Source organism: Haladaptatus sp. T7, assembly GCF_026008575.1.
In the GTDB taxonomy this organism is placed as follows: domain Archaea; phylum Halobacteriota; class Halobacteria; order Halobacteriales; family Haladaptataceae; genus Haladaptatus; species Haladaptatus paucihalophilus.
The window spans coordinates 219,565-242,317 of sequence record NZ_BROP01000007.1 but is presented as its reverse complement, the minus strand read 5'-3'; the positions used below and the strand labels follow the sequence as shown (position 1 = coordinate 242,317).

Here is a 22,753-nt window from a genome sequence, read left to right as displayed (position 1 = left end):
CGTCCGACTCACTCGACGCTCGTGTTCCAGTAGGAGACGGACGCGAGTTGGTCACCGATCATCGTGTCACCGATAGCGGTGTCCATATCCCGGATACGCGACGCCACCACGTCGGGGATTTTTCGGTAGAAGCCGTAGGGGAGTACCCAGTCGTGGTCGGAATCGACCAGCGACAGACCTGTCTCCCCGAGGAGCTTCTGGACGTCCTCGAGCGAGTACAACCGCGACCCCATCGGCAGCAACCAGTTGTAGAGGCTTCGCGTGCTCGGCCCGGCGAACGTATCGAAGAAAACCTGATCCTTCGAAACGCGACGCATCTCGCTCAGGAACGAGGCCGGCGTGTTCGCGAGGTGGAAAAACCGCATGGCGAACACGGTGTCGAAGTGGTCGTCCGGGAACGGAAGACGGGCGGCGTCGCCGCGCATGAACTCCAGATGGTCCGCGACACCGGCGTTCCGAGCCTTGTGACGACCCTGTTGGAGCATCGCGGCCGAAATGTCGAGTCCAACGATGTCCGCGCCACGCTCGGCGAGCATGACGGTAAACCGGCCGGTTCCGCAGGCTATTTCGAGAACGCGTTTTCCCTCGACCGGACCGATAGCGTCGAGGACGGCTTGCTTCTCGCGGCGGTCGATGAGTCTACCGCCACGGGAGAATCGCTTCTCTTCGTATTCCTCGGCCACCTCCGTAGCCTGATACCACTCCTGTCCCTTCACACTTTCTTCGTCTGAAGAACCTCACCCGAGGGATAAAACGGTACTGGAAGTGGATAGACGGACGGGGGAACGCCTTTGCACGTCCGGCGCGTACCCTATGCGGGGTTTCGAATGCCGACCTGTAACCACTGTGACGGCGAGTTCACCGCGGACGACCTCGTTCGTCACGAATACGAGAGAGTCATCGTCGTTCACTGCCCGGACTGCGGGTGCGTCCTCGGACAGTACAACCGCCACAGCGGACCGCCGAAAACCGACCGACGACGGTAACCACTCGTCGCGCATCGGCCGATTTGCCCGTCGGTCTCTCCGTGTATCGACCTAACCGCCCGTCGGTTCATCCCCCCGTGACCACGCGGTCGGGACGAATCCGAATGATGACCCGCGGACCGTCCTCCTCACCGAGGTTCGGGTACTCATCGCGGTCCATGTACCGTCGGGTGAGTTCGTTGATGTGGTCTACCGCGCCGTCCTCGGTGACCTCCTCGACTTCGCCGCGAACCGAGACGAACCGGTACGGGTCGTCCGGGTCGATGATGGAAAGGCCGACCTTCGGGTTTCGCTGTACGTTTCGCTCCTTCTGGCGACCTTCGGCGGTGTTCACGAGGAGGTGGTCGCCGTCGTAGCCGACCCAAACGGGCGTCACCTGCGGCGTTCCGTCCGGCATGACGGTCGCGAAGTTGGCGAACGTTTTTCGCTCGAACAAGTCTCGAAACTCCTCGGGTATCGATTCCATAGCGGGTTCACGTCGGGAAGAATCCTGTACCTTCCCCCCGACGTATCACTCTGACTAAATGTGATATTATGACGTTTAAGGTGTGGATATTGTATGAACACACCTATAGCCAACGTTTACCACCATGCCGTGGTCGCATGATATACATGAGCACGACTGTAGCAGAACCAGCGCGCGATTTCCGTGAACGACTCCGCGAACTCCCCCCCAGCGCCAAACTCGTCGCCAAGGTTCTGGAGACCGAAGAACCGCTGACGCAAGGCGAACTCGCCGAGGAATCCCTTCTCCCCGACCGGACCGTCCGCTACGCGCTGACCCGACTCGAAGAACAAGACCTCATCGTCTCGCGTCACAGTTTCCGCGACGCACGGAAGCAAGTTTACCTCCTGAACAACTGATCCGTTCGCTTCCCACCTCCCACCTCCCGGTTTTCTCGCCATCGGTTTTCGGACGTTTTTCCCGTCGTCTTCCGCCGTCGTGACCACGAACGACTTTTGTCGCTGGCGTTCCTCGCCGCGGACGTGAACGCTATCACCGTCCCCACCGAGACGCTGGCCCCGCACGGGGAGACGAACGCCTACGTCGTCGATACCGTTCTCATCGACCCGGCGGGGCGGACGGCCGAACTCGACCGGGCGGTCGGTGGCGTCGAACACGTCGTCCTCACGCACACCCATCCCGACCACGTGGGCGGCGTCGCGCATTACGCCGACGCCTGCGATGCGACCGTCTGGGCGCGACAGGGCCGCGAGGAGCGCTTCGAGCGCGCCACGGGCGTCGCCCCGGACCGAACGTTCCGCGGGGGGACGACCGTCGGCCCGCTGACCGTCATCGAAACGCCGGGACACGCCCCCGACCACGTTGCGTTCGCCACGGACCGCGAAATCGTCGCAGGCGACCTCGCCGTCGCGGACGGGAGCGTCGTGGTCGCCGCCGGGGAGGGCGACTTGCGCGCCTACCTGACCTCGCTCCGGCGACTGTACGCGCGGAATCCCGCGGTGCTCCATCCGGGCCACGGCCCCGCCATCGAGAACCCGCGACGGACGATTCGACGACTCATCGACCACCGACTGCACCGCGAAGAGCGCGTGCTCGACGCGGTTCGAAGCGGTGCCCGGACGCTTCCTTCGGTGACGGACGCCGCCTACGACAAGGACATCAGCGCCGTCAGGGAGTTCGCGGAGAAAACCGTGGCGGCCCACCTCGAAAAGTTGGCCGTCGAAGGGGACGTCACGTGGGATGGCGAACGCGCTCGTTCGACGTGAAAGAAAAAGCCCACAACCGTTTTCCCTCCGCACGCGAACCATCACGCCGTGGAAACTCTCGAAGCCGAACTGGAACGGGCGAAGTCGCTCGACGTAACCGACCTCGCGGACGCGATCGAGGACATCGGGTTCGAGTGCACGCGCTGTGGTGCCTGCTGTACGAGCGAAGCGGACGACCCGCACACTGCGACCGTCTTCCCCGACGAAGTGCGCGAATTGCAGGAGACGACCGAGTACGACTTTCGGGACGTGGCCCGACCCATGCCCTTCGGTCTGACCGAGGACGGCGGCGAGACGTTCGAGTGGGCGCTCCAGACCGACGACTGCGGCGACTGTCGGTTTTACGAGGACGGAATCGGAGCGTGTTCGGTCCACCCCGACCGACCGCTCATCTGCCGGACGTACCCCTTCAGCGTGGCGCTCGGCGGGACGAGCCAGCCGATGGGCGACCCCGTGGACGAGTCGGGAGTCGTCCGCGCCCACGAGTGCGAGGGCCTCGGCCGCGACATCGACAGAGAACACGCCGAAGAACTCGCGGCGGCGCTCAAGGAACGTGCCGTCCGCGAACTCGAAGAGGCCATCGGCGTGCGCGACAACTACGACCCCGCGAACCCCGACCCGGGCGAAATCGTCGTTCACGACTCGGAAGGCGCGAAGAACCCCGACGGAACAGCGTACGAAAGCTGAGGACATCCCCGAGAGGACGACACCCTCCGACAGCGAGCGGCAGGCGCGAACGGGGTGAGTGCCGCCGCGAGCGATAGGCCGGTGATACAGCCGCCAGAAACCCGCCGGTGACACAACCGTGGAAGCTAGCAACCCCTCCGGAAAATCTCCGATTTTCCGGGCCGAGGAACCTCCAACGGAGTGCCCTTGGCACGACGGACGGAGGTGACGACGGCTTTTGGTCCAGCTTTTTCCAAGGAGGAAGGCCGAATCCGACGCGAACAGCGTCGGATTCGGCTCCCGACTGCAGAAAAAGCTGGTGTTCGATAATTCTATAATGGTTGACTACTTGGATTCATGTGGAGGTCTACGACCCTTGGAAATCTCTGACAAGCTCCTGTGTCTGTTCAGCGCTGATGTTACTCTCAAAGGCGACGAGTATGTCGTCTCAGTTCCACGACGTGAAATCGACACGGGTTCAGTCGAACCGGGAGAAACCTACCGTGTCGCGCTTATCTCGCGGGAGACGGAAGAAGAATCGGACGACGAGCAAACAGCGACGACGACAACACAATCGAGTGCCAACACCGGCTCCGTCTCGTCGGAACCACAGCCACCCGTCGAGGCCGGAGAAATCCGCTACGTCGAAGTCGAGGACATCGGCAAGCAGGGCGACGGTATCGCCCGCGTCGAGCGGGGTTACGTCATCATCGTCCCCGGCGCGGAAATCGGCGAGCGCGTAAAGGTCGAAATCACGGAAGTCAAGTCGAACTTCGCCGTCGGCGAAATCATCGAAGAAGAGTTCTAAACGACCTTTTATCGAGGGTCGCTCGCGACCTTCGATAAAAAGCTCGACCAAAAGCACGCCGCTTTCATTTTACATTGGAAGAGCTTCGCTCTTCCATGCGCCATTCAAGCGGCGGCCCGCTCGTTCGTTCCTCACTCGCGGTGGTATCGCTGGTCACTAGCGGGTGTGTCACCGGCTGACTTCTGGTGGGTGTGTCACCGGCCTACCGCACCCTCGCATCCGCGGCTCGCTTCGCTCGCCGCCGACGCTCGGTCGCTGTGAAAACCGTCGTCGGTCAGTCCGCGTTTCTGGAGACGCTCGCCCCGGCGTACTTGCTGAGGTCCACGTCCACCGTCTCGGCGAGGTCGTCCGGCGTCTCGTAGGGGCGGTTGACGATGACGTTTCCGGCGCGCTGTTTGCCGAGACCGGGAATCGCGGTGAGTTCGTCCATCGTCGCGCTGTTCACGTCCAGCGGGTACGGCACGCCAGTGACGGAGCGATAGCCGTGGTCCACGACGGCCACGTCGATGGTTCGGCCGAGTTCGCGCTCGCCCGGAATCCCGACCAAGAGCGGATAGGTCCCCAACTGGCGTCCGAAGGTTCGCCCGTCCTTGTGGTATTCGAGGTGGACGTTCGGCAGCACGGTCCCCGGCGGGGCGACCCGCTGGAGCATCGGGTTGTCTATCTTCTCGCGGACCTCGCTCTTGTACTGCTTGAACAGTCGCTTGTGGTCGTCGGCGATGTCCGTCCCCACCGAGTTCATCTCCGTGCCCGAGAACGCCATGACCTGCCGGATGTTCACCCGCCGGAGCATCAGCCCCTCGTCGTAGACGCGCTGGAGGAACTCGCGGTTGTGGTCGAACGTCTCTTTTCGCTCGCCCTTCAGGCCGTGAAGCAGGTTAATTCCGGGGAGCAGTTTCGGCAGTCGATTCGCGGCGTCCGGGCCGTGCGTCGGAGCGTCGTCGGGCGATTCTCCGGGTCGCCAGCCCGCCTCCTCGTTGACGATTTTCACCGCCTCGAAACACTCCTCGGCGGTGACGTTCAGGTTGTTCTGCTCCTGCACCACCGGGTCGGCCGATTCGAGACCGAACGCGGCGGTGTCGCCGGGCGTGTTGTGCTCGGCGATGACGCGAATCCCCTCGCGGGACGGTTCGGGCCACTCGACGATGGTGATGGGATTCATGTTGTCGAGGTGGAGCGTCCCGAGGTCCGGCGCGACTTCACGAATCCCGCCGTACAACTCGCGGAGCGCGTCCGGGTTCGGCTTCTCGCCGTCCCCGCCGTAGGCAAGGATATCGGCCTGTCGCCCCAGTCGGAAGTGGCGGACGCCGCGGTTCGAGAGGCCGTCCACCTCCGCGACGACGGACTGGGGTTCGCGGAACGACGGGTTGCCGTACAGCGGTTCCGTGCAGAACGAGCAGCGGTAGGGACACCCGCGCGAGGTCTCCATCTCGCAGATGAGGTAGTCGGGATGGTTGGGGTGCTGTTCGACCACGAACGCGCCCGCTTCCGCCCAGCGGTCCACCTCCTCGTTGTCCCGCATTCGATTGTTGTACCCCTCCAAACCGCTGTCCACGAGGTCGAAGGCGGCGGCTTCCACGTCGCCCTTCGCCACGAAATCGAAGTCGAGGTCGTCGCGCTCCGTTTGGGTTCCGCCCGCGTTCTCGTCCCCGACGCCGAACTTCACGGGACCGCCCATCAAACTGGTCCCGTCGGCGGTCCACGCCATCTTCCGCACCTCGTCCGGTTCGGCGGGCGTCCCGCCGACGTACTTGCCGGGAACGGTCATCCCGCCGATGTAGACGAACAGGTCGGCGTCGGCCACGTCCGCCCACTTCGCGTTGTCCTCCCGGAGTTCGTCGATGGTGTGGTACGTGATCCGTTCCTCCGGCACCCCCGCATCCACGAGCGCCCCGGCGGTGTAGCGCGGGTACGTCGAGATGTACGGCGGCACGCCGAAGTGAGCCGGTTCGTCGACGTAGCCGTCCACGAGCGTCACGTCGAGGGTCGCGGGGTCGGTCATACCCGCTTTTGCGACCGGACGGATAAAACGGTGACTACCCGCTACGATAGCGCGGAGGTGGTTTCTCGCGTCGGTTGCCACGAAACGACGACCGACACACCGTGACGAGACCCATTCTACCGTTCCACTGTGGCGCGCGCTGGCGGGACGACGCGGCCAGCGAGGTTTCGGAGAAACCTCTGGGTGAGCGGTGTAACCGCGAACCCGCCTCCGGCGGCGTCGTCCCGGTGAAGTCGCGCGAGGGATGAACGGAACGAAGTGGAGTGAATCGGTTGGGGAGGATGTGGTTGTCGCGGTTGCGGTGCGGTAGCGGGTGGGGGCTCTTAACGTCTGCTCCGTAGCAACGGTCGGTGTAACCTCGGAACCAAACCCAGTTCATGGCGACGCAAATTCTGGTCGAAGTCCGCGCGTTTATTTTCGTCCGGGACGTATCGTCGCGTATGCCCGCGACGCTTGAGGTCAAATGCACGGACGACGGCTGCGAACTGGACATGTTCGAGATGCACTACACCTACGACATGCCGGATGACGTCGGCGTGAACGACTTCCAGTGCCCGTACTGTGGAGAAACCGACTGCCTCGAAGCAATCGAACTATGACGCTCCGCGACCTCGGGCGCTCGACCGTGACGGCCGTCGCGTCGAAAGTCGGCCGCGCCGCGAGCAAAGTACAGGAATCCCGGCCGATTCCGTCCGACCTGCTCGAAAGCGAGGACGCCTATCTCATCGTCTTCGACGCGGCGGGAGCGACCGGCAGCGACGTGCAGGTCCGGTTCGTCCGGGATTCCGTCCTCGTTCGAATCGACCGGTTCCGAGACTTCCACGAGGGATTCGACATGGTGTTCCCCGGCCGCGGGATGTCCCTCGACGGACAGGTCGAACTCCCGGCGGACGCCGAAGTCGACCCGAAAAAAGCGACGGCGACGCTGACCGACTCGGGCACCCTCCAAGTCACGGTGCCGAAAGCCGAGTGAAGAGCGGCTTTCGATACGTCTCAGTTTCCGACGCGTCTCCGTTTTCGATACGTCTCTGTTCCCGACGATTCCATTTTTGACGACACTTCTCTTTCGAGTTCCTCAGTCGACGGCCATCCCTTCCACGATTTCGAACTCCTCGTCGCCGGTGAAGCGCTTCGGGTCGAACTCGGGGATGCCGCCCTCGCCGAGCACGTCCTCGGCGATGGCTTCGCCGAGCGCGGGAGAACGCATGAATCCGTGGCCCTGCCAGCCAGCGGCGACGTAGCAGTTCGGTCGGAGTTCCCCGATCAGCGGGTCGTAGTCGGGCGTTGCGGTGCAGAGGCCCGCCCACGCTCGCTCGATGGTCGGGTCGTCCGCCCCGAAATCGAGCCGATGGGCGAGGCGTTCGTGCATCGCCGTTTCGAACGCGGCATCGCTCGCGTGTTTCCAGTCGGTCGGATCGCTTTCGACTTCCTCCGTTCCGTCACCGGCGAGCAGACCCTCGGGATGCGGACGAAGGTAGTAGCCCTCCGTGGCGTCGTACAGCATCGGCGTGTCGGCGTCGAACGCACAGGTGAGCGCCTGCACGCGGTAGGGTTTGAGCGCGACGGGAATTCCCCCCTCCGCCAGCACGCGTTTCGTGTGTGCGCCCGCCGCGACGACGATGGCGTCGAACGGTTCGCCGTGGTCGTCGTCCGGGAAAATCTGGGGTTTCCCGTCGGCCGCCGTGCCGTCGAGTCGGACGCGAACCTCGGTCTCGGTTCGAACCTCCGCGCCGTTCTTCTCGGCTTCCGCGGCCATCATCCGCGCGTAGCTTCCGGGGTCGGTTCGCCCGGTGTTCCGAGCGATGGCGGCGACGCCGATGTCCTCGGCGTTCAGCGCCGGGTACCGCTCTTCGAGTTCCGAGGCGTGGATGAACGCGACGTCTCGCCCGTGTTCGCGCATCCGAGGCACCTGCTCGCGGATGGCCGCCGCGCGCTTCTCGTCGCCCGTGCGTGCGAACCAGACGTAGGGCGTCTCTACGAACTCGAATCCGCCGGTGCCCGAGAACTCGCGGAAGCGTTCGATGGCGCGCGCACCGACGCGGGCGTCCTCCGGGGCTGCGAAGGCGTCGTAGAGCACGCCCGCCGCTCTGGCGGTGCTCTCCCCCTCGTTCGGAATCGTCCCCGCCTCGAACAGCGTCACGTCGGCTCCGCGGACAGCGAGGTCCCGCGCGGCCGTCAACCCGACGGCACCGCCGCCGACGATACCGACGTTCATCGGTGGTCCTCGGGCCAGAGGTGGTCGATATCCTGCTCACCGAGCCACTCGACCAGCGCGGCGAGTTCGTCGCTCGATGCGTCGAGCAGTCGCGCACCGGCCTCCCGCGACCCCCTGGTCGGCTGGCCGACGACGCCGCTCTCGGAGAAGTCGGCCGTATCGAAGCCGACGTTCGCGCCGTGGACGTCCTCGCCCCACGCGTCGTTCGCGCCCGCCTCGGCCGCTTCGAGCGCCGCCTCGCGGACGAGTTCCTCGGCGACTTCGAGGAGCATGCTCGTCTCTATCTCGTCGGCGTGCGTGATTCCCATCCCGAACTCGTCTTCGAGCACGTCGCCGATTCCACCCCACCAGTTCCACGGAACGGCGTAGGCCACTTCCTCGCGGCGGACCCGGCGCGCGACGCGCCGGAGCGCGCCGTCGTTACCGCCGTGACCGTTCACGATGACGACCTTCTGCACGCCGTGGCTGGCGATGCTGGACACGATGTCCGTCACGTAGTCCTCGAACGTCGCCGGGTCGGTCCAGAGGGTGCCGTCGAACTGGCGATGGTGTTCGCTGACTCCGACCGGAACCGTCGGGAGGAGAACGACGTTCTCGCGGTCCCCGAGCGTGCCCGCGACGGCCTGTGCCGCCATGAAATCCGTACCGAGCGGGAGGGCGGGGCCGTGCTGTTCGACGCTTCCCGTCGGGAGCAGTGCAACGTCCACGTCCGAGAGCGCATCGCGGGCCGTGGTCGTCGTCTCTTCGGCAAGTCGACTCATGACGCTGTGATTGCAGTCGCGGTATTTGTAACTGGGTGTCGCGGCGAACGGGCAACGCTCGCAGCGAGCGGAAACGCGGCCGAAGACCGCGAAAAAGCTTAGCGGTCGAGGAACGAGTCGATGCCCCGGGCGGGATAGCCGACCACGAGGTCCACGCCGGTCGCCTTCAGTTCCTCGACCCGCTCGCCGACCTCGGTGGCCGTCCCGACGAGCGCGAAGTCGCGGCTCGCCGCGGAGAGCACGTTTCGAGCGCGACCGTCGGCGCTGGCATCCGTCGGCGCATCGTCAGGGAGCGCCCGCGCCACGGGTTTGCGCCGGGCGACGTACGCGCCCACCGCGTCGAGTATCGCGTCCTCGTCGTCGGTGAGGACGGTCGGCGCGTACACCGCGACCGTCCCGTCGAACCCGGCGGCGCGAAGTGCGCGCACGTCGCGGGTCGTCGAGCGGGACAGCAGTTCGAACTGCGTCGCCCCCGTCGCCGTGGCGACGCGTTCGATACCCTCCGTGCCGACCCACCCGTCAGGGGACCGCTCCAGCGCGGCCCCGAGTCGAGGCGCTATCGCCCGACTCCGTTCGTCCTCGGTGAGATAGGCCGAGTGTCCGGCGACGAACACCGTTCCGACGCCGTCCGGCAGTCGGCCGAACAGCGAGTCGTCGCCGAGCGGGTCGAACCCGTCCGCCCGGACGGGGACGGTCATCAGCACGTTTTTCTCCGCCGCCAGTTCGCGGAGCGTCTCCGTGTCGGGGAGGTGCTCGCGGCCCTCGTAATCTATCGTCACCGTCTCGAACGGCATCGAGTGCGCCCGACGCACGTCACACTCTGCGGGTTTGAGCGCGGCGGCGTCGAGGCCCGTTCGAGCGAGGGCGTGACTACTGGCTAGCATGTACTATCACCTCTCGCAGTCAGAAGTAGTCGATTACTGTTCTCGCGGAACGCGATCCATCGTCTGTGCGACCATAATCTCCGTAACGCCACCGAGGTCAAAAGGCTGTCGGCAGTGGCAACGATTCGAGGGACACCGGAGCGTGGTGGCATCGCGCCGTTCTCTATCGAAGCCGATAGTCCGATTCGGTGCCACCCCGTGTGGTTTGGTGTCTATCTGTTCAATTTAGTGGATATCTCATCGAGTCAGTAGGAATTGATGGTGTTCAGTAGAATTCGGTATCAAATAGTATCATAATGTACAAGTTGGTGAAGTGCAGTAAAATTTAGTATTCCCGCTTCGGGTCGGGTGTTCGTTTGACGGTCCGGCGCTCGTCCGAGTCCCGTCACTCGCCCTGCATCGGGACGTAGCGTTGAATCGCGGGGACTTCGACGCCGAGCGCCCCCTCGATGAACTCGATGAACGCGCCGTCTTCCGGTTGGAGACCACCGGCGAGGGTGACGGCGGCGAGGCCGACGAGTCCGGTGCAGACCAGGAAGACGGGGAGCGTCAGCAGGGAGAGCGTCAGCCAGCGCCCCGCGAGGAGACCGACGGGGAACAGGACGAGCGGCAGGACGACGTACGTCCGGTTCGTGTGCGTGGAGAACGGGGTAATTCCGCACTTGGTCAGGAGGACGACGTTGAGCGCGAGGTTGCGGACGACGTAGGCCCCCGACGACGCGACCGCGGCACCGACCATCCCGTACGTCGGAATCAGGAGGAGGTTCACGGCGAAGTTGAGCGCGAGCGTGAGGATATCCACCCCGAGGATGGCCTTCGTGTGGCCGAGCGCGGCCAGCGTCGTTCGGTTTCTCCCCGCCGCAGCGCTCGTGAAGAAACCGACAGAGAGGAGCGCGAGGACGATACCGCCGCCCGTGTATCCGGACCCGAAGAAGAGCGAGAGCACGTCGTCCGGGAAGACGGTGAATACGAGAAAGGCGGGGAAGGTGAGGACGTAAATCCACTTCGTCGTGATGCGATAGATGCTCGTCACCTCCTCGCGTTCGCCGTCCGCGTCGAGGCGGGACGTGAGCGGCAGGTAGAGGTAGCCGAACGAGGAGATGACCATGAGCAGGCTGTTCGCCAGCGGGTACGCCGCGTTGTACACGCCGACCTCGTTCGAGGTGCGAAACTGGGCGAGCATGAGAGTGTCCATCCGCGTCAACAGGATGGAGAGCACCATCGTCACGATGAGGGGTGCCGAGTAGGTGAGCAGTTCGCGGGTGTGGGTCCGAACCGGTCCGACGAGACGGACGAGGCGGTTCGAGAGGAGGTAGACGACGAGGAGCGTTGCTAGCGTGGCGGCGAAGTAGGCGTACCCCACCGACACGAGGTCGAAACCGCCCGCGACCAGCGCGACGAGCAGGACGATGCGGAGGCAGGGGTGGAGGAAATCCTTCGTGTACAGTTTGTAGCGCGTGTTCTCCATCCCCCGGAGCGCGCTCACGCCGACGGTCAGGCCGACGCTGACCGGAATCGTGAGGACGAACAGGCGGAGCAACTCGCGGGCGACGTTCGTCTCGAACAGCGCGATGGCGATGCGGTTCACGTTCAGGTACAGGACGAGGCTGACGGCGAGGCTGACGGCCAGCGCGAACCCCAGGCCGAACAGCCACACGCCGCGAACGTCCCGGGCGTCGTCGTACCGGGAGACGAACCGCGGAATCCCGTCGTTCAGCCCGACGAGCGAAATCGTCGTTCCGATGGTCATGATGGCGAGCGCGATGGTCACCTCGCCGTACAGTTGCGGCGAGAACCAGTGGGCGATGACGATGCGTTCTATCAATCGACCGACGGACGCGACGACGACGCCGACGACGATGAGCACCGAACTCGACAGCAGTTTCGAGAGGTGGGAGTCACTCGTCGCCATTCGAAACGGAAGAAACGGAGGGACACACGTTCGGCGAACGACCGGGGCGTTCGAATCGGGGCCGTCGGAGTCGTTTCACTCGCGGTCGGTCGAGTTCTCCTTGCATTCTCGGGGTCACGGTTGGACAACCAACGCGTCCGTGTGGCTTTGTTATAGGGACCGTACGCCGGAGTAATCGCCCTCAACCGCACGGTCCGGTCCGCCATCGACCACACCACGTGAAGGATAGTCATGATATTTTCACACAATCATGGAGTTCGTTGTGACCTTCACATCGGTTGATACGTACAGCGCGACACCGAAAGAATATTAATCGGCCTCTTTGCATTGAAGACCGCATGGCACGCGATTGCAGTACGACAGCAGACGATAGTCGTGCGGATAGCGATTCCGTCGACCGTCGTTCGTATCTGAAGTTGACCGGTGCGGCTGCGGTTGCCGCGGCTGGTACGGGTATGGCGACCGGCGTCACGGCGGCAAAAGAGTACGAAACGATCACGATTCCCGCGAACACGGCGAAGCAGTTCACCGTCGGCAGCGGCGAGACCTTCGAGAACAAGCTCATCGATATCAGCGCGTCGGGCGCGGACGTTCGCATCGTCGCGAGCGGCTCCGACTGGACGATTCGCAACGTCGGGGTCACCGGCGAGGCCGACACGAGCGGCCCCCACTCGCCGGGAAAGAACCTCGGCGGCTATCCCAACCTCATCACGGCGTCGGGTACCGGAACCATCGAGCACGTCTACCTCGGTGACGGCGTTTCGGGCGACATGGTTCGCAAGGGCGCCATCGGGATTCCGAAGTCCTTCGCGGGACACATCGACATCACCGAAGTCACGATGAACGGCTGGACCGGCAACGCGATTTACGCGGGTGGCGCGGCGAAATCGAGCGGCGGCGGCGGAACGCTGGCGTTCGACCGCTGTCTCATGAAGAACAACAACATCAGCCACCTCCGCATCGCGACGGACGGCACGACGGTGAAAAACACCGTCATCTACAACACGAACGACGTCCCGCTCCACCCGATAAACGGCGGCGTCGTGAACTCCCGCGGCGTCTACGACGGCTACGGGACGGAAAGCGACGTGGTGACGTTCGAAAACTGCGACATCGACTGCACTGACTCGAACACGAACGGCGCGGCCTCGGCGCTCGTCGCGGCGCACACCACGTTCAAAGTGAAGAACTCGCAGGTCAAGGGTAGCCTCATCGGCAACGTCGAGACGACGAACGTCGGCAGTAACCCCTCGCACGAAGCGCCGACCGGCGCACCCACGACGGCGAAGGACGCCGCGACCGGTTCGACCTCGACTAGCAGCAGTTCGCCGAAGAAACGGAAGGGAAAGCAGGCGAAGACGACCGAACAGGCGAAACAGAGCGAGAAGAACGGGAAGAAGGCCAAAAAGGCCAAGAAAACGAAGAAGCAGAAGAAGGCCAAGAAGGCGAAGAAGGCCAAGAAGGCGAAGAAGGCCAAGAAAAACAAAAAGGCCAAACCGAGCGACCCGACGATGAACCACGCGTCGGCCTCCGCCGCCGCGCCCGATTCGGCGGACTACTGTTTCACCTACAACGGTCGTCGCTACTGTTTCGACTTCCATCGCCTCCGGCGGTTGCTGTTCGGCATCCGCTGAGAACGACCCGAAAACGTGGGAACGTATTTTTCGACGCGTAGGGGGGCCGTACCGTCGCGGAACGCGGTCATTGACGAAATCACGGCGAGCCATCGCGTCCGGACGGGAACGTCTCGGGGCGTGAACTCCGGCGGGAACGTCGTTCCAACGACGCATAACAAAGTGCAATTAACCCGTCGAGCAGGTAAATGAGCAGTGGTAATCGACTGCACCAACGCGGCGTCGAAACCCCGCAAACGGAACACGACAGCGGCGACGTGCGTTGGCGGGTGGACGAGCGAGCGGAAGAGTTGAGCATCGGCATGTACTACCGGAAGGCCGGAACGAGGGACGCGGGCGGCGTCGTGATGTACGTTCAGGAACTCCTCGACGCGCTGTCCGCCCACCAGTCGGCCTACCTCTACACGGAGAACGGTGAGTTGACGCCGAAGATGCGCACGACGGACGCCGAAATCGTCCCGCTGTCGGTGGCGGGCGCGCTCGATTCGCTCTCGTCGCGCGTGCTTCCCGGACTCGCGGAGACGCTCGTTCCCCTCCTCGGCGCGATACGCGACGGGACGATACGGCACATGAACGAGACGCTGGACGTGCTCGTGACCCACAACTATCTGGACGACCTCGTCCTCTCGAACCTCCTCGACGTGCCGGTGGTTCGTGTCTTCCACGGCTTCGAGCGAACCGGCTTGGGAACGACCGCACACGGGTTGCTGTCCGACAGTTACTCGATAGTGAATTCGGTGCAGACGAGCGCGGAGTTCGTCGAGGAGTTGGGACACGAACCGGATGGCATCGTCTATCCCGGCGTCGATACCGACCTGTTCCACCCCGACGCGCCGCCCGTCTTCGAGCGAGACGCGCCGTCGGTGTTGTTCGTCGGCCGGTTCGTGGAGTCCAAGGGCCTCTTCGACCTCATCGACGCTCTCGCGGCGGGACGCGGCGCGGGGACCGAGGACGTACACCTGTCCATCGTCGGCCGCGGCGACCGCGAGGCGGTGGAACGGAGCGTCGAACGGCACGGGTTGGAGTCGTCCGTTACCATCGTCGGGTCGGTGCCGCACGACGACCTCCCCGGCTACTACACCGCCGCGGACGTGGTGTGTTCGCCCTCCCACTACGAGAGCTTCGGCATGGTCAACATGGAGGCGATGGCGTGTGGCACCCCCGTCATCACCACGACCGTCGATGGCGTCACGGAGTACGCCATCGACCGCGAAACCGCCCTGCTCGTCCCCCCGGAGTCCCCGGACGCCATCGCCGACGCGATAGCGACGGCCGTCGATTCGGCCGAGTTACGGACCCGCCTCGCGACCCAAGGCAGGGCGGTCGCGGAGCGCTATTCGTGGGAACAGTCCTCGAAACGGCTCGCGGACCTGTGTTTCGACATCGTGGACGGTAACTGAGTTCACGGGTCGGATTCTGCCCGCGCCGGAACCGCCCGCGTCGCCGTCGCCTTGAACGAGGCGACGACGTCCGCACCGGATTCCAACCCCAACCGCTCGACGCTCGTGGTCGTGACGAGTGCCCGTAACGGCGTCTCGCCGCCCACGTCGACCGCGACGCGGGCGATTCGCTCCCCCTCCTCGACCGACCGAACCGTCCCCGAAAACTGGTTTCTTGCGCTCGTCGCGTCGCCGGTCGGCGCGGCGTTCGAACTGTACAGCGTCACCACGTCCGAGCGGATACAGACCTCCACCGCGTCGGTGTCCGCCGGAACGAGCGCCCGGACGATTCCCACGTCGGTTTCCGCGAGGCCGAACTCGCCGTCCCGCTCGGTGACGGTTCCGGCGAGCACCGTCTCGTCCACCTCGGCGAGCCCCGAGGACTCCGCCGTGAGTCGCCGAAACCGCTGGAGAAGTCGGCGCGCTCCGTCGGTCAACGTGCTACCACCGCCGGACGACCCGCCGCGTTCCCGGCGGACGAGCGGTCCGAAACCCTCCTCCAAGGTCACGATTCGACGCTGTGCGTGGGCGTACGACCGGCCGAGTGCGGTTGCCGCCGCGTTGAGCGATCCGTGTTCGTCGATGGCGCGGAGCAGGCGGACGTCCCGCTCGTCGAAGGCAACGTCGTCGGCGACGAGTTGTGCGTCGAACGTCGCCCGTGGTGTCCCGTCGTGCATCGTCACGTCTCCCGTCGCACGCCGCGGTACATCAGTTCTCCGACCTCCCGGCTTCGAACCCGTCCGCCGCGGCGTGCAGTCGTTCGAGGCGCGTTTCGAGCGGCGGATGCGTCGCCAGCCACGGCGAGTCGGCGGACCCCGACGCCGCCGCCTCCGCGTCGGTCGCGATTGAGAGCGGGACGATGGCGCGCTCCGGCGGGATGTCGTAGGCGTCCCGCATGTCCGTCGGGGGTCGCGCGGCCGTCGCGTCGTACAGCGTTCGGAGCGCCGACGCGAGCGACCCCGGATTCCCGGTGATTCGAACCGCGCCCCGGTCGGCCGCGAGTTCGCGGTACCGCGACAGGAGCGCGAGGAGGAGCCGCCCGACGAAACTGAACGCGGCCGAGAGCGCGAACGAGGCGGCGAAAAACAGCCCGACGAGCGGGTGGGCACCCCGCTCCGCGTCCAGCGCCCAGTGTTTGTCGGCGTATCGGCGCACCCGCAACGCGATTCGCAGGGGAACCGACGCGAGGGTGACGACGAGGAAATCCCGGTGGCGGACGTGGGCGAACTCGTGTGCCAAGACGGCTTCGAGTTCGTCGGGCGAGAGCGCATCGAGCAGCGCCGTGGTCACGACGATGGTCGCGCTCTCGGGCGAATAGCCTGTCGTGTAGGCCGTCGGGACGTTCGAGCTTCGGCACTCGATGTCCGGCCGCGGCACCGACAGCTGGCTGGCGATTTTGGTCGCGCGCGACTCGACGTTCGCCGGAACGTCCGCGACTACCGGGTCGGCGTCCTCGTCGTCCGAGTAGTCCGTCAGGTCGCTGTTCGCGTAGCGCTCGATGCAGTAGAATCCGAGCGCGCTCAATCCGCCTGCCAACCCGCCCATGACGAGAACGACGGTCATCGTCGTCCCCGTGAACAGCGCGACGAACCGAGCGGTTTGCGTGGCGATGAACCAGACCGTGACCGGGATGGCGACCGCGAAGCAGACGATGAGTCCCATCGTGGCGACCATCCGAACCTGCAATCCCCTGTCCGGTTTCCACGTCATAGCAATAAAATCGACGCGAACGGTCATGTACGTTTTCCAATTTCGCTGAACTGTCTGGAAGGTCCGTCCCGCTCGACCCCCGTCCTCAGTCCGAGCGGCGGTGGACCGTCATCGGAATCTCCTTCTTCGGGCGGGCGGTGATGGTCGCCATCAGGTCCAGTTCGGCCTCGGGCGCGAGTTCGATGTGGAACTGCTGGTAGATGGTGGCGAGCAGGAGGCGCGCTTCGAGCATGGCGAAGCGGTCGCCGATACAGCGCCGCGGTCCCGCGGCGAACGGGAAGTACGCGAGTTTCGGGAGCGACTTCTCGAACTCGTCGGTCCAGCGCTCCGGGCGGAAGGCGAGCGGATCGTCGTACCAGCGCGGGTCGCGGTGGACCACCCACTGGTTCATCTGCACCGTCGCGCCCGCCGGAATCTCGTAGCCGCCGATGATGTCGGGTTTGGTCGCTTCGCGGACGATGCCCGGCACCGGCGGGTACAGGCGCATGGACTCCTTGACGACCTGTTCGGTGTAGGTCAGCTCGGAGACGTCTTCCATCGTCGGCGTCTCGCCGTCGAGCACCTCGTCCAGTTCGGCGACGAGTTTTGTTTCCACTTCGGGGTACTGGGCGAGGGCGTACATCGTGAGCGTCAGCGAGAGCGCCGTCGTCTCGTGCCCGGCGAGGAGGAGCGTGACAACCTCGTCCCGAATCTGCTCGTCGCTCATGGGGTTTCCGTGCTCGTCGGTGGCCGAGAGGAGCGTCGAGATGACGCCCTCGCCGTCCGGGTCGTTGCGCCGCTCCCGAATCATCCGGTAGACGACGCCATCGAGTTTCTCCCGCGCGTCCTTGATGCGCATCCGCGACGGCGTGGGAATCTTCGGCGGCAGAATGAAGTTGGCGAGGTTTTCGGTGCCGAGCATGAACTCCTCCAGCGCCGACCCGATGGTGTCCACCTCGTCTTCGATATCGACGCCGAACAGCGCCCGAGCGACGATTTTGAGCGTCACTTCCATCATGTCCTCGTGGACGAGTCGGGTCTCACCGTCCTCCCACGTTTCGAGCGCCTCCTCGGTGAAATCCGTCATCATCTCCGAGTACCGCTGTATCTCCTTGGGGTGGAACGCGGGCTGGATGAGGTGGCGGTTCCGCCGCCACACCGCACCCTCGCTGTTCAGGATACCGTTTCCGAGGACGGGACCGAGGATGTGTTGGAAGCCCTCGCCCTTGATGTAGTTCTGGTTGTTCTGGACGAGGACCTGCTCGATGTAGTCCGGGTGGTTGAGCTGATACATCGGCCCGTCGAGTTCCTCCCAGTGAGCGATGTCACCGTACTCGCTGGCGGTTCTGGTTATGAAGCCGAACGGGTCGCGGATAAATTCGAGTCGGGTTCCGACTATCGGCAGTCCGTCCGGTCCGGGCGGCGTCTCTCCGGTTGCGGGGGGTGTGTCGCTACTCATCCTTACCCGATAGTTGTCGTCCCGGTCGTCTATGTCTGTTTCCCATCATCCTAGGGGTGTTTAAATACCGTCGGGCACTACGACCTCGACATGCGGTACGCGACCATCGTCCTGACGTGGGGGGAGGACGTGAGCGTCCACCCCGTCGACGACCTCCTGATGGGAACGAACGACGTGGCTATCGAAACGATTCAGTACGTCGGCCCGGTGTACGAAGGCCGGTACGTCGAGTTCGTCGAACTGCACGGCGACCTCGACGTGGCGCGCGCGCTGTTGGCCGACTCGCCGGAAACGGTCGAATACGATATCGTGGGCGAGGGCGACCGTGGCGTCCTCTACCTCCACTGTCAAACCACTGGATTAGTGGACGACCTCCTGACCATCCTGCGCGAGCAGCAGATCGTCCTCGACTGGCCGATGCGGTACATCGACACGGACAGCGAGCGCGGCCTACAACTCACGGTCCTGGGGACCAGCGAGGCGATTCGCCGCGCGGCCGCGGAGATTCCCGAGGGAATCTCCCTCCGACTCGAACGGATGGGCGAGTACGAACCCGACACGGGGAAACTGTCGTCCATCCTCACGGAGCGACAGGAGACGTTGTTCGACCTCGCCGTCCGGGAAGGCTACTACGAGGTGCCGCGGGAGACGACCCATCGGGAACTCGCGGACGAACTCGGCCTCACGACCGGCACCGTCAGCGAACGCCTCCAGCGAATCGAAGCGAAGTTGGTCAGCACCTACGTCGATTGATGGTCGGGACACGGGCGAGACACGAACGGGACACGACAGGCCACAGGAAGGAAGGGATGTGGCTAACTTCCTCCGCGGCGTCTCAGATAGCGTGGTAGCACGCACCACGGGATAGGGGGACCATGCCATCGTCACAGCCATCCACACCGGGGAATCGGGAGGAGAACGAGAAATCGACGTCGCCGTGGCAACTGCCGACGGTGCAGATCGTGCTCGCGGCCACGCTCCTCGCGCCGCTCGGCGTGCCGCTCATCAGCCCGACGCTCCCCGCGTTCCGCGACGCCTTCGGCATCACCGACGCGCAAGCGAGCCTGCTCATCAGCACGTACTTCCTGACGGGTATCTTCCTGTCGCCGTTCATCGGCATGCTCGCCGACCGAATCGGACGGCGAGCCGTCCTCATCTGGGGCCTCGTCGCCTTCAGCCTCTCGGGCGGCGCCATCGCCGTCGCGCCGAGTTACGAGGCCGTGATGGTGCTCAGGACCATCGGCGGCACCGCCGCGGCGGGCATCTTCATCACCACCGTCACGCTCATCGGGGATTCGTTCGAGGGCACCCAACGGAACACTGTCCTCGGGATGAACAACGCGGTCCTCTCCGCGGGGGCCGGACTCTTCCCCATCGTCGGCGGGGCGCTCGCCACCGTCTCGTGGAACGTGCCGTACGTCGCCTACCTGCTCGGCCTGCCGCTCGCGCTCTACGCGGTTCGACACCTCGAAGAGCCGGACCACGAACGCGATTCGAAGGGTTTCGCGTACCTCCGCCGCGCCGCGAGCGTCCTGAGCGGCCCCGACGCGCTCGTCTGCTACGGTGCGGCGTGCATGACCGAACTCCTGCTGTTCGGCACGGTGCTCACGATTCTGCCGTTCCTCCTCGCGGGCGATTTCGGCATGTCGGCGTTCGCCATCGGACTCGTGTTGTCCGTCACCGAAATCTCCTCGGTGGTCGTCTCCGCGAAGAACGGCTGGTTCGCCCAGTACACCTCGAACTACGGCCTCATCGCCGCCGGATTCGCCTGCTACGCGGTCGGACTGTTCGGCGCGTGGCTGGCCCCCTCGCCCGTCTTCATCGCGGCGACGATGCTCGTGTTGGGCGCTGGCCTCGGCCTCTCCATGCCCGCCGTCGATGCCGCCATCAGCGACCTCGTGTCGACCGGACTTCGCGGCGGGGCCTTGAGCCTGCGCAACAGCACGACGTTCCTCGGTCGCGCCGCCGGGCCGGTGCTGTTCGCCGGATTGGCGGAGGTGACGGGCTACTACCCCTTGTTCGTCATCAGCGCCATCGTCGCGCTCGTCATCTCGCTCTCCATCGCGTCGATGAGCGTCTACCGGACCCGTCGCCACTCGGCCGTCCGAGCGTAAGTCAGGCCGGACGGCGATAACCCTCTTTTCGCTCCGTCGCGTGGCTCCTCCATGGCAACCGTACTTGGAATCAGATGCGACGACGGGGCCGTTCTCGCGGGCGACCGGCGAGCGACCGTCGGCGGCACGGTTCGCTCCGACGCTGTTCGACGTGTGTTCGACTACGACGACGCCGCCGCCGCGGTCGTGGGGGACGTCGGAGCCATCGAGGAGTTCGACCGACGCTTCGACTCCGAGCTTCGGGGGGACCGCCTCGAACGCGACGAACCCGTTCACATCGACCGAATCGCGCGAACGGCGGCCGACCTCGCGGGCGAAATCGGCGTCGATGGGCTGGTCGCGGGGAACGACGCCGACGGCAACGCGGCCCTCCGCGAAATCGGAAGCGACGGCCTCGTGTTGGCGTCCGACGCCACCGCGCTCGGGAGCGGTGCCTCCGTCGCCTACGGCCGCCTCGAAGACGCCGACGCGGAGGCGAGCCTGGACGACACCGAAACCCTCGCTCGGGAGACGCTTTCGGTCGTCGCCGAGCGCGACCCCGACACCGGAAGTGACATCGACGTCCTGCAATTCGAGGGGACGGCCTGAGCGCGGGAAGTCGGGCAATCGGCGAAAAAGAGTCAGTCCCGGCCGCGTTCGGGAACGAGTATCGGGATTTCGTCCTCGACCAGTCGAACCGGAACGTCGAACACGCGTTCGATGTTCTCCGGCGTCAGCACGGACCCATCGCCGAGAGCGACCACCCCGCCGTCGGCCACCAACAGGAATCGGTCCGCGTACCGCGCGGCGAGGTTGATGTCGTGCATGGCGTAGACGACGGCGTTGCCCTCCCGACTCACCCGCCGGACGAGTTCGAGCACGTCGAGTTCGTGGCGGATGTCCAGGTCGCTCGTCGGTTCGTCGAGGACGAGCGACGACGGTTCCTGTGCCAGCGCGCGAGCGAGCATGACTTTCTGGCGCTGCCCGCCGCTGAGTTCGTGGAGGTTTCGCATCGCCAACTCGGTGATGTCGAGCGAGTCGAGCACCGCCGCGACGCGCCGCTTGTCTTCCTCCGTCGGCCGCCAATCGAGATACGGCTTTCTTCCCATCAACACCGCGTCGAACACGGTGGACGGGACGGTCGTGGATTCCTGCTGTGGCACGTAGCCAACGCGCCGCGCGATTTCGTCGCGGGAGAGGTCGGAAAGCGAGTCGCCGTCGAGCGCGACGCTCCCCCGAATCGGCGACTGCAAGCCGAGCATCGTCCTGAGGAGCGTGCTCTTGCCGACCCCGTTCGGGCCGAGGACGGCGAGGACCTCGCCGGGTTCGACGCCGAGCGTCACGTCTTCGAGGACGGGCGTCCCGTCGTATCCGACCGCCAGTCCGTCCAGTTCGATGCTCACCAGTGGTCCCTCCCGTTGACGATGAGGTAGACGAAGAGCGGGACGCCGATGAAGGACGTGATGATGCCGACGGGCAGGACGATGGGCGAGAGGAGCGTCCGGGCCGCCGTATCGGACGCGAGGAGGAGGGCACCCCCGCCGAGACAGGACGCGGGAATCAGGAATCGCTCGTCGCCGCCGACGAGTCGCCGGACGATGTGCGGTACCACGAGACCGACGAAGCCGATGATGCCGAACAGCGAGACGACGACGGCCGTCAGGAACGACGCGACCACCATCCCGGACAGGCGCGTTCGTTCGACGTTGACGCCGAGGCTTCGAGCGGTTTCGTCGCCCGCGTCGAGCAGGTTGTACTCCCACGCGTTCCGCACGAAGTAGAGCGTGGCGAGGACGACGCAAAGCCAGAGGAAGGCGTTCGATTTCCACGTCGCGCTTCCCACGTCGCCGAACTTCCAGAAGACGAGCGTGGCGAGTTGGACGTTCGTGGCGAAATACTGCATCGCGGTCGTTCCGGCCGTGAACAGCGACGCGAGCGCGATGCCGGTCAGGAGCAGGGTTTCGGCGGACGCCCGCTTGTACTTCGCCACGGCGAGGACGAACCCCGTGGACCCGAGCGAAGCGAGGAACGCACAGACCGTCGTCGTGTAGGGATTGTGCAGGAGCACCGTGGTCCCGCTGTCCCGCACCGCTCCGGTTCCGAGGACGATGATGGCGAACGCCGCGCCGAACGACGCCGCCTGCGAGATGCCGAGGGTGTACGGCGAGGCCAACGGATTCCGGAGCACGCTCTGGAGGACCGCACCCGCGATGGCGAGGCCGAGGCCCGCGCCGACCGCGGCGACGATTCGCGGCAGTCGGATGTTCCAGATGACGGTCGCGTGGACGCCCGACGACCGCCCGAGGAGTATCGACGGCAGTTCCGAGAGCGGCACCGAAATCGGGCCGGAGACGAGCGCGTACCCGGCCACGACGACGAGCGCGACGCCGAGGCCGACGATGAACGCGAGCTTTCTCCGCGTCCGTTTGCGGTACCGGGAGAGGACCGCCGGTTCGATCGATTCTTCCATCTCG

General features: G+C 65.1%; 25 protein-coding genes. 13 read left to right on the top strand and 12 right to left on the bottom strand.

From position 1 onward, the window contains the following. Positions 1–8: 8 nt before the first annotated feature. Positions 9–716: a class I SAM-dependent methyltransferase gene (locus tag OPC11_RS18455; RefSeq protein WP_007981656.1), complete on the bottom strand. Its 708-nt coding sequence runs from the start codon at positions 714–716 to the stop codon at positions 9–11. A gap of 111 nt (positions 717–827) precedes the next feature. Between OPC11_RS18455 and OPC11_RS18450 the strand changes: the two genes are divergently transcribed. After that, on the top strand, positions 828–986 hold the full coding sequence (locus OPC11_RS18450) for a hypothetical protein (RefSeq protein ID WP_007981657.1): 159 nt from the start codon (positions 828–830) through the stop codon (positions 984–986). Positions 987–1,053: 67 nt separating this feature from the next. On the opposite strand, the gene OPC11_RS18445 is transcribed toward OPC11_RS18450, so the two are convergent. Next, positions 1,054–1,452 carry a PPOX class F420-dependent oxidoreductase gene (locus tag OPC11_RS18445; protein WP_007981659.1) on the bottom strand — a complete coding sequence of 133 codons (399 nt, stop codon included), beginning with the start codon at positions 1,450–1,452 and terminating at the stop codon, positions 1,054–1,056. 137 nt (positions 1,453–1,589) lie between these two features. Here OPC11_RS18445 and OPC11_RS18440 point away from each other — a divergent pair, with 137 nt between their 5' ends. The 4 genes from OPC11_RS18440 (at position 1,590) to OPC11_RS18425 (ending at position 4,191) form a co-directional block, all read left to right on the top strand. Continuing rightward, positions 1,590–1,850 (top strand): helix-turn-helix domain-containing protein, encoded by a 261-nt coding sequence (locus tag OPC11_RS18440; RefSeq protein ID WP_007981662.1) that lies wholly within the window; start codon positions 1,590–1,592, stop codon positions 1,848–1,850. Between the two features lie 96 nt (positions 1,851–1,946). Further along, positions 1,947–2,717, top strand: coding sequence for an MBL fold metallo-hydrolase (locus OPC11_RS18435; RefSeq protein WP_007981663.1), 771 nt, complete (start codon positions 1,947–1,949; stop codon positions 2,715–2,717). Between the two features lie 48 nt (positions 2,718–2,765). After that, the gene (locus OPC11_RS18430; protein WP_264782904.1) at positions 2,766–3,404 is read left to right on the top strand and encodes a YkgJ family cysteine cluster protein; all 639 of its coding nucleotides are present in this window, start codon (positions 2,766–2,768) and stop codon (positions 3,402–3,404) included. Between the two features lie 355 nt (positions 3,405–3,759). Further along, complete coding sequence (locus OPC11_RS18425; protein WP_007981667.1) at positions 3,760–4,191, top strand: TRAM domain-containing protein; 432 nt, start codon at positions 3,760–3,762, stop codon at positions 4,189–4,191. Between the two features lie 274 nt (positions 4,192–4,465). Here the strand turns inward: OPC11_RS18425 and OPC11_RS18420 are convergent, their stop codons facing one another. Continuing rightward, positions 4,466–6,193, bottom strand: a complete 1,728-nt coding sequence (locus OPC11_RS18420; RefSeq protein ID WP_264782903.1) for a radical SAM protein — start codon at positions 6,191–6,193, stop codon at positions 4,466–4,468. Positions 6,194–6,267: 74 nt separating this feature from the next. Here OPC11_RS18420 and OPC11_RS18415 point away from each other — a divergent pair, with 74 nt between their 5' ends. From OPC11_RS18415 to OPC11_RS18405, 3 genes are all read left to right on the top strand, one after another. Next, complete coding sequence (locus OPC11_RS18415; RefSeq protein ID WP_264782902.1) at positions 6,268–6,441, top strand: hypothetical protein; 174 nt, start codon at positions 6,268–6,270, stop codon at positions 6,439–6,441. A gap of 192 nt (positions 6,442–6,633) precedes the next feature. Further along, positions 6,634–6,792, top strand: a complete 159-nt coding sequence (locus OPC11_RS18410) for a hypothetical protein (protein WP_007981673.1) — start codon at positions 6,634–6,636, stop codon at positions 6,790–6,792. After that, positions 6,789–7,166, top strand: a complete 378-nt coding sequence (locus OPC11_RS18405) for an Hsp20/alpha crystallin family protein (protein WP_007981675.1) — start codon at positions 6,789–6,791, stop codon at positions 7,164–7,166. Before OPC11_RS18410 ends, OPC11_RS18405 begins: the two co-directional genes overlap by 4 nt. Positions 7,167–7,268: 102 nt before the next feature. Here OPC11_RS18405 and OPC11_RS18400 read toward each other — a convergent pair whose 3' ends face one another. From OPC11_RS18400 to OPC11_RS18385, 4 genes are all read right to left on the bottom strand, one after another. After that, on the bottom strand, positions 7,269–8,408 hold the full coding sequence (locus tag OPC11_RS18400; RefSeq protein WP_264782900.1) for an FAD-dependent oxidoreductase: 1,140 nt from the start codon (positions 8,406–8,408) through the stop codon (positions 7,269–7,271). Continuing rightward, on the bottom strand, positions 8,405–9,169 hold the full coding sequence (locus OPC11_RS18395; RefSeq protein ID WP_007981677.1) for a creatininase family protein: 765 nt from the start codon (positions 9,167–9,169) through the stop codon (positions 8,405–8,407). The genes OPC11_RS18400 and OPC11_RS18395 overlap by 4 nt, the downstream gene beginning before the upstream one ends. Positions 9,170–9,267: 98 nt before the next feature. Then, a complete protein-coding gene (locus OPC11_RS18390; protein WP_264782899.1) occupies positions 9,268–10,053 on the bottom strand; it encodes a luciferase in 786 nt (261 codons plus the stop codon). A gap of 385 nt (positions 10,054–10,438) precedes the next feature. Then, the gene (locus tag OPC11_RS18385; RefSeq protein ID WP_264782898.1) at positions 10,439–11,965 is read right to left on the bottom strand and encodes a flippase; all 1,527 of its coding nucleotides are present in this window, start codon (positions 11,963–11,965) and stop codon (positions 10,439–10,441) included. Between the two features lie 455 nt (positions 11,966–12,420). Between OPC11_RS18385 and OPC11_RS18380 the strand changes: the two genes are divergently transcribed. Both OPC11_RS18380 and OPC11_RS18375 read left to right on the top strand, forming a co-directional pair. Further along, entirely contained in the window at positions 12,421–13,599 is a 1,179-nt protein-coding gene (locus OPC11_RS18380; protein ID WP_264782897.1) for a hypothetical protein, read from the top strand. A gap of 188 nt (positions 13,600–13,787) precedes the next feature. Then, positions 13,788–14,999, top strand: coding sequence for a glycosyltransferase family 4 protein (locus tag OPC11_RS18375; protein ID WP_007981681.1), 1,212 nt, complete (start codon positions 13,788–13,790; stop codon positions 14,997–14,999). Between the two features lie 2 nt (positions 15,000–15,001). On the opposite strand, the gene OPC11_RS18370 is transcribed toward OPC11_RS18375, so the two are convergent. From OPC11_RS18370 to OPC11_RS18360, 3 genes are all read right to left on the bottom strand, one after another. Then, positions 15,002–15,715 (bottom strand): TOBE domain-containing protein, encoded by a 714-nt coding sequence (locus OPC11_RS18370; protein WP_264782896.1) that lies wholly within the window; start codon positions 15,713–15,715, stop codon positions 15,002–15,004. Between the two features lie 31 nt (positions 15,716–15,746). Then, positions 15,747–16,748: a M48 family metalloprotease gene (locus tag OPC11_RS18365; protein ID WP_018128972.1), complete on the bottom strand. Its 1,002-nt coding sequence runs from the start codon at positions 16,746–16,748 to the stop codon at positions 15,747–15,749. An 85-nt stretch (positions 16,749–16,833) separates the two neighbouring features. Beyond that, positions 16,834–18,186 carry a cytochrome P450 gene (locus OPC11_RS18360; RefSeq protein WP_264782895.1) on the bottom strand — a complete coding sequence of 451 codons (1,353 nt, stop codon included), beginning with the start codon at positions 18,184–18,186 and terminating at the stop codon, positions 16,834–16,836. 90 nt (positions 18,187–18,276) lie between these two features. Between OPC11_RS18360 and OPC11_RS18355 the strand changes: the two genes are divergently transcribed. From OPC11_RS18355 to OPC11_RS18345, 3 genes are all read left to right on the top strand, one after another. Next, positions 18,277–18,939 (top strand): helix-turn-helix domain-containing protein, encoded by a 663-nt coding sequence (locus OPC11_RS18355; RefSeq protein ID WP_264782894.1) that lies wholly within the window; start codon positions 18,277–18,279, stop codon positions 18,937–18,939. Between the two features lie 122 nt (positions 18,940–19,061). Continuing rightward, a complete protein-coding gene (locus OPC11_RS18350) occupies positions 19,062–20,300 on the top strand; it encodes an MFS transporter (protein ID WP_264782893.1) in 1,239 nt (412 codons plus the stop codon). Positions 20,301–20,351: 51 nt separating this feature from the next. Continuing rightward, entirely contained in the window at positions 20,352–20,888 is a 537-nt protein-coding gene (locus OPC11_RS18345) for a 20S proteasome subunit A/B (RefSeq protein WP_264782892.1), read from the top strand. A gap of 32 nt (positions 20,889–20,920) precedes the next feature. Here the strand turns inward: OPC11_RS18345 and OPC11_RS18340 are convergent, their stop codons facing one another. Continuing rightward, a complete protein-coding gene (locus OPC11_RS18340) occupies positions 20,921–21,682 on the bottom strand; it encodes an ABC transporter ATP-binding protein (RefSeq protein ID WP_264782891.1) in 762 nt (253 codons plus the stop codon). Further along, the gene (locus OPC11_RS18335; protein ID WP_026177887.1) at positions 21,679–22,749 is read right to left on the bottom strand and encodes an iron ABC transporter permease; all 1,071 of its coding nucleotides are present in this window, start codon (positions 22,747–22,749) and stop codon (positions 21,679–21,681) included. Before OPC11_RS18335 ends, OPC11_RS18340 begins: the two co-directional genes overlap by 4 nt. Between the last annotated feature and the right edge of the window lie 4 nt (positions 22,750–22,753).

Coding starts and splice junctions, on each gene's coding strand:
- OPC11_RS18445 (WP_007981659.1), bottom strand. CDS start 1,452: ATGGAATCGATACCCGAGGAGTTTCGAGACTTGTTCGAGCGAAAAACG.
- OPC11_RS18420 (WP_264782903.1), bottom strand. CDS start 6,193: ATGACCGACCCCGCGACCCTCGACGTGACGCTCGTGGACGGCTACGTC.
- OPC11_RS18385 (WP_264782898.1), bottom strand. CDS start 11,965: ATGGCGACGAGTGACTCCCACCTCTCGAAACTGCTGTCGAGTTCGGTG.
- OPC11_RS18410 (WP_007981673.1), top strand. CDS start 6,634: ATGCCCGCGACGCTTGAGGTCAAATGCACGGACGACGGCTGCGAACTG.
- OPC11_RS18365 (WP_018128972.1), bottom strand. CDS start 16,748: ATGACGTGGAAACCGGACAGGGGATTGCAGGTTCGGATGGTCGCCACG.
- OPC11_RS18360 (WP_264782895.1), bottom strand. CDS start 18,186: ATGAGTAGCGACACACCCCCCGCAACCGGAGAGACGCCGCCCGGACCG.
- OPC11_RS18380 (WP_264782897.1), top strand. CDS start 12,421: ATGGCGACCGGCGTCACGGCGGCAAAAGAGTACGAAACGATCACGATT.
- OPC11_RS18405 (WP_007981675.1), top strand. CDS start 6,789: ATGACGCTCCGCGACCTCGGGCGCTCGACCGTGACGGCCGTCGCGTCG.
- OPC11_RS18440 (WP_007981662.1), top strand. CDS start 1,590: ATGATATACATGAGCACGACTGTAGCAGAACCAGCGCGCGATTTCCGT.
- OPC11_RS18395 (WP_007981677.1), bottom strand. CDS start 9,169: ATGAGTCGACTTGCCGAAGAGACGACGACCACGGCCCGCGATGCGCTC.
- OPC11_RS18335 (WP_026177887.1), bottom strand. CDS start 22,749: ATGGAAGAATCGATCGAACCGGCGGTCCTCTCCCGGTACCGCAAACGG.
- OPC11_RS18370 (WP_264782896.1), bottom strand. CDS start 15,715: ATGCACGACGGGACACCACGGGCGACGTTCGACGCACAACTCGTCGCC.
- OPC11_RS18375 (WP_007981681.1), top strand. CDS start 13,788: ATGAGCAGTGGTAATCGACTGCACCAACGCGGCGTCGAAACCCCGCAA.
- OPC11_RS18355 (WP_264782894.1), top strand. CDS start 18,277: ATGCGGTACGCGACCATCGTCCTGACGTGGGGGGAGGACGTGAGCGTC.
- OPC11_RS18390 (WP_264782899.1), bottom strand. CDS start 10,053: ATGCTAGCCAGTAGTCACGCCCTCGCTCGAACGGGCCTCGACGCCGCC.
- OPC11_RS18350 (WP_264782893.1), top strand. CDS start 19,062: ATGCCATCGTCACAGCCATCCACACCGGGGAATCGGGAGGAGAACGAG.
- OPC11_RS18345 (WP_264782892.1), top strand. CDS start 20,352: ATGGCAACCGTACTTGGAATCAGATGCGACGACGGGGCCGTTCTCGCG.
- OPC11_RS18450 (WP_007981657.1), top strand. CDS start 828: ATGCCGACCTGTAACCACTGTGACGGCGAGTTCACCGCGGACGACCTC.
- OPC11_RS18400 (WP_264782900.1), bottom strand. CDS start 8,408: ATGAACGTCGGTATCGTCGGCGGCGGTGCCGTCGGGTTGACGGCCGCG.